The sequence below is a fragment of the Rhabdothermincola sp. genome, from assembly GCF_036846205.1.
Lineage (GTDB): Bacteria > Actinomycetota > Acidimicrobiia > Acidimicrobiales > Acidimicrobilacustridaceae > Rhabdothermincola.
The window spans coordinates 25,094-32,597 of record NZ_DAIUCK010000027.1 but is presented as its reverse complement, the minus strand read 5'-3'; the positions used below and the strand labels follow the sequence as shown (position 1 = coordinate 32,597).

Genomic DNA, 7,504 nt, shown 5'->3' with positions numbered 1-7,504 from the left:
GGACGGCACCCCTCGTTCGAGCTGCTCGAACCACCGGCGGAAGGCCGGGTCCTGGAAGTCGTTGGCCGCGAAGTCGGTGCGGCCGAACCACGACCCCGCCGCCTGCGCGAGGGCCAGCCAACCGGCCGCGGTGCGGTCCGGCGCGGGCTGGCCGGGCTTCACCGCCCCCCACGCCGCGCCCCCACCGAGGTCCACCCACGGTCGCCCGGCCAGCTCGCCGACGCATCGCCAGGTGATCCCACCGGCCGGGCAGGTCGTCTCCAGCACCGTTCGCCGGTCGTTCCACACCGCCATCACCAGCGGGGAGCGGGCCAGCGGCGCGGTCGGGTCGGCCAGGACGGGCTGGAGGCCCGCCCGGGCCCGCTGCTCGTCCACCAGCTCGGGGAACGGGGCGAAGGTGAGCCAGCCGTCGATCGCGGAGGCGTCGGCGTCGCTCGCGCTGAGCGCGGCGATGGTCGTGGCCACGTCCTCGGTGCGGACCTGGATGCCCGGTTGGTTGCGGGCGAGTTGGGCGCACACCGCCTCCAGCTCGGTGACGCACACCAGCGTGAGCTGTTTCCCCGACGCCGGGCTGCTCCCCCCGCCGGGCTGGTCGCGCTGGTCGAGCCAGCCGCGCACCAGCACCGCAGCCGCGATCATGCCGGCCGCGGCGAGGAGGGCGGCGATCCGCTTCATGGCGCCCGCCCGGCGGTCGGGCCCGCGGTGCCGGGGCCTTCACCGATCGCGGGGATGTCCGCGGCGACCAGCCCGACGAGCTGGTCGTCGGTGGGTTGGTCGATCGCCACCACCCGGGTGGCCTGGCGGGCCACGGCCGCTTCGAACAGGTTGCGCACCAGCCGGCCGTTGCCGAAGCCCTTCACCCGGGGCTGGGCGTCGAGCCACGCCCGCACCGCCTCGAGCGCTTCCTCGTCGGGCCGGTAGTGGGAGCGGTCGCAGAGGCTCTGGAAGATCTGCACCAGCTCGTCGGTGGTGTAGTCGGGGAAGAAGATCGTCTTCGGGAACCGGGATCGCAGGCCGGGGTTGGCGTCGACGAACGCGTCCATCTCGTCGGGGTAGCCCGCCGCGATCACCACGATCCGATCCCGGCGGTCCTCCACCAGCTTGACGATGGTGTCGATCGCCTCCCGGCCGAAGTCCTGCTCGCTGCCCCGAACCAGGGCGTACGCCTCGTCGATCAGCAGTACCCCTTCGTCGGCCTGGTCGAACACCGCGGTGACCTTGGTCGCGGTCTGGCCCACGAACCCCGCCACCAGCCCGGCCCGGTCGGTCTCCACCAGATGGCCCCGAGCCACCACCCCGAGCGTGCGGTAGATCTGGGCCAGCAGGCGGGCCACGGTGGTCTTGCCGGTGCCCGGGTTGCCGGTGAACACGAGATGGCGGCTCTGCTCGAGCACGGGGAGCTGGCGGGCTCGGCGCAGGTTCTGCACCTGGATCAGCGCCGCGACCAGCTTCACCTCCTCTTTCACCGCCTCCATGCCCACCAGCGCGTCGAGCTCGGCGAGCAGCTCCTCCAGCGGGCGGGGCGGGGGCAGCTCCTCCGGCTCGGACTCGGTGTCTCGCCCCTTGCCGCCGGACCGGGGGGTCGGCGTTTCGGGCCCGGTGCCTGCCGGCCGCGGGGCGGGCCGGGCCCGGGCGATGGCATCGAGCAGCATGCCCCGGAACCCCTCGATGGCGACCAGCTCGGCCCGGCTGGGATGCAGGTCGAGCGATGCCACGGTGTGGGCCAGCGCGATCGCCTGCTCGTAGTAGGCGCGGGCGTGTGCGCTGCCCTCGCGGCCGTCCACCCCGAGGAGGATCTCGAACATCGTGGAGGGCTCGTCGAGGAAGCCGCGGGCGCCGGCGGTCAGGCCTGCTTCCCGCACGTCCGCCGGGGTGGCCCGCAGCAGCTGGGTGTCGAGCCGGGGCGAGAACGCCTGGATCAACGCCCACAGCTCGTCATCGGTGGCCAGGCCGTCGGCGTCGATGAAGGCTCGGCACAGGTTGTACGCCTCGAGCGTCACGTCCTGGCGGGCGGTGCCGGGGTCGCCGCCGTCGAGCCCCGCCACGATGGCCTCGAGCCGGGGGGTGAGCTCGTCGACGAAGGCGCGCACGGCGGTGTCGAGGCCGGGGTCGATCCGCACGGCGGCGAGGTTAGTGGCGGGTAGCCTGGCTACCCGTGGCGTCCCCTGACGAGTCGAGCGTGACGATCGCCGAGCTGGGCCGGCGGGTGAAGGCCGCGTCGCGGGTGCTGGCCCGGGCCTCGACCGCGGTGAAGGACGACGCGCTGCGCGGCGCGGCCGACCTGTTGGTGGCCCGCGTCGACGACGTGCTGGCCGCCAACGCGGCCGACGTGGCGCGAGCCCGCCAGTCGGGTGCGAGCACCACGGTCATCGACCGGTTGACGCTGACGGCGGCGCGGGTCGAGTCCATGGCCGAGGGGTTGCGGGAGGTCGCCGCGCTGGCAGACCCCGTCGGGGAGGTGCTCGACGGGTGGGTCCGGCCCAACGGGCTGCGCATCGAGCGGGTGCGGGTGCCGCTCGGGGTGATCGCCATCATCTACGAGAACCGGCCCAACGTGACCAGCGACGCGGCGGCGCTGTGCCTGAAGTCGGGCAACGCCGCGTTCCTGCGAGGCTCGTCGGGGGCGATCGACTCCAACGTGGCCATCACCGCGGTGCTGCGGGAGGCGATCGGCAAGGCCGGCCTGCCGGCGGACTGCGTGGTGCTGCTCGAAGACACCAGCCATGAGGCCGCGGTGGAGTTCATGCGCCAGCGGGACACGATCGACTGCCTCATCCCCCGGGGAGGCCCGGCGCTGATCCGGTCCATCCTCGAGCACGCCACGGTGCCCTACGTCATCGACGGTGACGGCAACTGCCACGTCTACGTCGACGAGTCGGCGGATCTCGACATGGCGCTGGCCATCGTGGTGAACGCCAAGACGCAGCGCCCGTCCGTGTGCAACGCGGCGGAGAGCCTGCTGGTGCACGAATCGGTGGCCGAGTCGTTCCTGCCACGGGCGGCCGAGGCGCTCGAGGGCGTCGAGCTGCTCGGCGACGAGCGGACCCGGGCGCTGGTGCCCCGCGCCGGGGTGGCCGACGACGAGGCGTACGCCACCGAGTTCCTCGACCTGAAGCTCGCGGTGCGGGTGGTGCCGGACCTCGACGCGGCGATCGACCACATCGCCAGGTTCGGCTCGGGCCACAGCGAAGCCATCGTCACCCGCTCGCTGGAGGCCGCCGAGCGGTTCTGCCGCGAGGTCGACGCGGCGGCGGTGCTGGTGAACGCCTCCACCCGGTTCGTCGACGGGGGCGAGTTCGGCTTCGGCGCGGAGATCGGCATCTCCACCCAGAAGCTGCACGCCAGGGGGCCGATGGGGCTGCGGGAGCTGACCACCGCCAAGTACGTGGTGCGGGGCAGCGGCCAGGTCCGGGGCTGACCGGCCCGCCGATCCGGCCCCCGTCCTCGACGGCCGCCGCTCCTACCTTGACCGGGCGGTCAAGAGCGCCGGTAGGCTCGCAGGATGGACTATCGCTTCGAGTCGCCGGCGTCCGTGCGGGAGCAGCTGCGCGAGGTCAACTACCTCGCGGATGAGGGCATCGCCGGGGTCGTGTACCTCGCGGACCGGCTCGCCAAGCCGGTGCTGGTCGAGGGTCCCGCCGGCACCGGCAAGACCCAGCTCGCCAAGTCGGTGGCCGAGATCCTCGGCGCCCGGCTCATCCGGCTGCAGTGCTACGAAGGCCTCGACGAGTCCAAGGCCCTCTACGAGTGGAACTACAAGAAGCAGCTCCTGCGCATCCAAGCCGACCGCAACCTCGCCCAGGGTGAGACCACCTGGGACGACATCGAGACCGACATCTTCTCCGACGAGTTCCTCCTCACCCGTCCGCTGCTGGAGGCCATCCGGGCGGAGGAGCCGGTGGTGCTGCTCATCGACGAGGTCGACCGGGTCGAGATCGAGACCGAAGCGCTCCTGCTTGAGGTGCTCTCGGACTACCAGGTGTCCATCCCCGAGCTGGGCACCCTGGCGGCCACGCAGATCCCGCTCGTGTTCCTCACCTCCAACAACACCCGGGAGCTCTCCGAAGCCCTCAAGCGCCGCTGCCTGTTCCTGCACATCGACTACCCCGACCTGGAGCGGGAGAAGGAGATCGTGCTGGCCAAGGTGCCCGACATCACCGAGAACCTCGCCGATCAGGTGGCCCGCATCGTGCGCTCCATCCGCCAGCTTGAGCTGAAGAAGGCACCCTCGGTGTCCGAGACCCTCGACTGGGCCCGCACCCTGGTGCTGCTCGGCATCGACTCGGTCACCGAGAAGGAAGCCACCGAGACCATCAACATCCTGCTCAAGTACCAGACCGATATCGCCAAGGCGGTCAAGGAGCTCACCGACGACAAGGACGGTGGCCGGCGCTCCCTCGGCAAGGTGGCGCCGTGAGCGTGATGCGCCCGAGGATCCGGTGAGCGACGTCGCCGTTCCCGCCACCAGCGGCCGGCCGATGCTCGAGCTGCTCGAGGGCTTCATCCGAGAGCTGCGCGAGGCCGGCCTGCCGGTGAGCCTGACCGAGAACCTCGACGCCATGGAGGCGGTCAAGCACATCCCGCTCGAGGACCGGGCCGCGTTCAAGTACGCGCTCGGGGCCACCCTGGTGAAGAACGACGCCCACTGGCGGGCCTTCGAGACCGTCTTCGAGGTGTACTTCTCCTTGCGGGGCAGGCAGTACCGCCTGCGCCCCGACGAGAAGGAAGGTCCCGAGGGGGAAGCGCCGCAGTCGGCGGAGATGGCGGGTGCGGGGCAGCTCGCGGGCGCGGGCGGCGAGGCGCTGTCGCCCGAGGAGCTGGCCGAGATGCTCTACCAGGCGCTGCTGCACGGCGACGACGCGCTGGTGCGGGCCCTGGCCCGGCAAGCGGTGACCCGCTACGCGGGCATGGAACCGGGACGCCCGGTGGGAGGCACCTACTACCTGTACCGCACCCTGCGGAACCTGGACCTCGACAACGTGCTCGAGCGGCTGATGGAGCAGACCCGCCGCGACGCCCCCCAGCCGCTCACCGCCCTGGAGGAACGGCTGGAGCGCGACGAGTTCGAGGCGCGCCTCGACCGGCTCCGCAAGGAAGTCGAAGCGGAGATCCGCCGCCGTCTCGTCGCCGACCGCGGCGTGGAGGCCATGGCCAAGACCCTGCGCAAGCCGCTGCCCGAAGACGTCGATTTCATGCACGCCTCGCGGGAGGAGATGGCCAACCTCCGCAAGGCCATCTACCCGCTGACCCGCAAGCTGGCTGCCCGCCTGGCCCGCAAGCGCAAGCACGGGCGTCGTGGACCGCTCGACTTCCGGGACACCATGCGCCACTCGCTCAGCTACGGCGGGGTGCCCGCCGAGCCGAAGTTCAAGTACCCCCGGCCGGCCAAGCCCGAGATCTTCGTCATCGCCGACATCTCCGGCTCGGTGGCCGCGTTCGCCCGGTTCACCCTCCAGCTCGTGTACGCCATCTCGAACCAGTTTTCGAAGGTGCGGGCGTTCGTGTTCATCGACGGCATCGACGAGGTCACCCGCTTCTTCGAGGGCACCGACGACATCGGCGAGGCGGTGCACCGGGTCAACACCGAAGCGGACGTGGTCTGGGTCGACGGGCACTCCGACTACGGGCACGCCTTCGAGGTCTTCTGGAACCGCTGGGGCCGGGAGATCGGGCCCAAGACCACGGTGATGATCCTCGGCGACGCTCGCAACAACTACCACGCCAGCCAGGCCTGGGTGATCAAGGAGATGCGCAAGAAGGCCCGCCACGTGTACTGGCTCAACCCTGAGCCGCGGGCCTACTGGAACACCGGCGATTCGATCGTCGGAGAGTACGGCATCCACACCGACGGCACCTTCGAGTGCCGCAACCTCCGCCAGCTCGAGCGATTCGTCGAGAACCTGGCCTGAGGGGCTACCGTCGCCCCGATGCGTGTCACCGTCATCGGCCATGCCGGCCTGTTCGTGGAGACCGAGCACGGATCGGTGCTGTGCGACCCGTGGTTCGTGCCTGCCTTCCACGGCTCGTGGTTCGTGTTTCCCCGCAACGACGGCCTCGACAAGGAACGGCTCCGCCGCCCGGACTACCTGTACGTGTCGCACCTGCACTACGACCACTTCGACGCCCCGTTCCTCAGCGAGTGGGTCGACAAGGACACCCCGGTGCTGCTGCCGGAGTTCCCCACCCCCGATCTGGAGAAGGCGCTGCGGGAGCTGGGCTTCGGCAACGTCGTGCACTGCCCGAACGGCGAGCAGCTCGACCTCGACGGCTTGCAGGTGGCGATCTTCGCCGAGACCGCCCCCTCCGACGGGCCCATCGGCGACTCGGCCGTCGTGATCGCTGACGAGACCGCCCGCATCCTCAACATGAACGACTGCCGCCCCAGTGACGTGGCGGCGATCCGCTCGCTGGGACCGATCGACCTGGTGTTCCTGCAGTTCTCGGGCGCCATGTGGTGGCCGGTGGTCTACGAGATGCCCCCGGAGGAGCGTTCGGCGGCGGCCCGGGCCAAGCGCGAGGCGCAGCTCGCCCGGGCGGTCGGCTACGCCCGGGCGGTGGGCGCCCGCCACGTGGTGCCCTCCGCCGGGCCGCCGTGCTTCCTCGACCCGGAGCTGTGGGACTTCAACGACTTCGACCGGGCCCCCGACAGCATCTTCCCCGACGCCACGGTCTTCCTCGAGCGGCTCGACGCCGAGGGCATCGAAGGAGGGGTGCTGGCCATTCCCGGCACCACCCTCGACGTGTGCCATGAGCCCCCCTCGCTCACCGTGACCCACCCGATGCCCGACGACGAGGTGCGGGCGATCTTCACCGACAAGCGGCGCTACCTGGAGCGCTACCAGGCCGACTGGCTGCCGTGGTTGGAGGTGATGAAGCAGGGCTGGCCTGCACCGCAGCCCGATCTGGCCGGGCGGCTCGCCGCCTGGTGGGAGCCGCTCATGACCCGGGCACCGAAGACCTGTGCCACCATCGGCCGGGCGGTGCTGATCCGGGCCGGTGACCAGGAGGTGCTGGTCGACTTCGTCAACCAGCGGATCGGGCCCTGGGACGGCGGCACCGAGTACCAGTACCGCCTCGATCTGCCGGCCCCGCTCCTGGAGTGGTGCATCCGGAACCGGGTGGTCGACCTGTCGAACAACCTGTTCCTCTCGCTGCGCTTCCGGGCCTGGCGGCCGGGGGCGTACTGCGAGGAGCTGTTCTCGTTCCTCAAGGCCCTCTCACCGGAGCGGATCGACGTGCTGGAGCGTTCCGTGGCGGCTTCCCACGGTGAGATCGACGAGATGATCCGCCTGGGGGACTGGCTGGTGCAGCGCTGGTGCCCTCACCGCCAGGCGGATCTGTCTCAGTTCGGGGAGATCGGCGAGGACGGCTGCACGCTCACCTGCCAGCTGCACGGCTGGACCTTCGATCTGTCGACCGGCACCTGCGCCAACGCCACCAACCGCCGGATCGCCGCCCGCCGGGTGGACTGACCGCCAGCGATCCGTTGGCGGTCAGTCGCTGA

The 7,504-nt window shown here is 71.0% G+C and carries 5 protein-coding genes and 1 pseudogene; 4 read left to right on the top strand and 2 right to left on the bottom strand.

What is annotated here, in order from left to right:
- Window positions 1-675 (bottom strand): annotated as a pseudogene (locus V7004_RS05960) (hypothetical protein); the annotation flags it as partial.
- Window positions 672-2,120 (bottom strand): AAA family ATPase, encoded by a 1,449-nt coding sequence (locus V7004_RS05955; protein ID WP_334142735.1) that lies wholly within the window; start codon window positions 2,118-2,120, stop codon window positions 672-674. The pseudogene V7004_RS05960 and the gene V7004_RS05955, both read right to left, overlap by 4 nt.
- A gap of 35 nt (window positions 2,121-2,155) precedes the next feature.
- Here V7004_RS05955 and V7004_RS05950 point away from each other — a divergent pair, with 35 nt between their 5' ends.
- The 4 genes from V7004_RS05950 to V7004_RS05935 all read left to right on the top strand — a co-directional run bounded on the left by V7004_RS05950 (window position 2,156) and on the right by V7004_RS05935 (window position 7,472).
- Complete coding sequence (locus V7004_RS05950) at window positions 2,156-3,418, top strand: glutamate-5-semialdehyde dehydrogenase (protein ID WP_334142734.1); 1,263 nt, start codon at window positions 2,156-2,158, stop codon at window positions 3,416-3,418.
- Between the two features lie 84 nt (window positions 3,419-3,502).
- Complete coding sequence (locus V7004_RS05945) at window positions 3,503-4,417, top strand: AAA family ATPase (RefSeq protein ID WP_334142733.1); 915 nt, start codon at window positions 3,503-3,505, stop codon at window positions 4,415-4,417.
- Window positions 4,418-4,439: 22 nt separating this feature from the next.
- Complete coding sequence (locus tag V7004_RS05940; protein WP_334142732.1) at window positions 4,440-5,909, top strand: vWA domain-containing protein; 1,470 nt, start codon at window positions 4,440-4,442, stop codon at window positions 5,907-5,909.
- 18 nt (window positions 5,910-5,927) lie between these two features.
- A complete protein-coding gene (locus tag V7004_RS05935; RefSeq protein WP_334142731.1) occupies window positions 5,928-7,472 on the top strand; it encodes a Rieske 2Fe-2S domain-containing protein in 1,545 nt (514 codons plus the stop codon).
- The last annotated feature ends 32 nt before the right edge of the window (window positions 7,473-7,504 follow it).

Coding starts and splice junctions, on each gene's coding strand:
- V7004_RS05945 (WP_334142733.1), top strand. CDS start 3,503: ATGGACTATCGCTTCGAGTCGCCGGCGTCCGTGCGGGAGCAGCTGCGC.
- V7004_RS05935 (WP_334142731.1), top strand. CDS start 5,928: ATGCGTGTCACCGTCATCGGCCATGCCGGCCTGTTCGTGGAGACCGAG.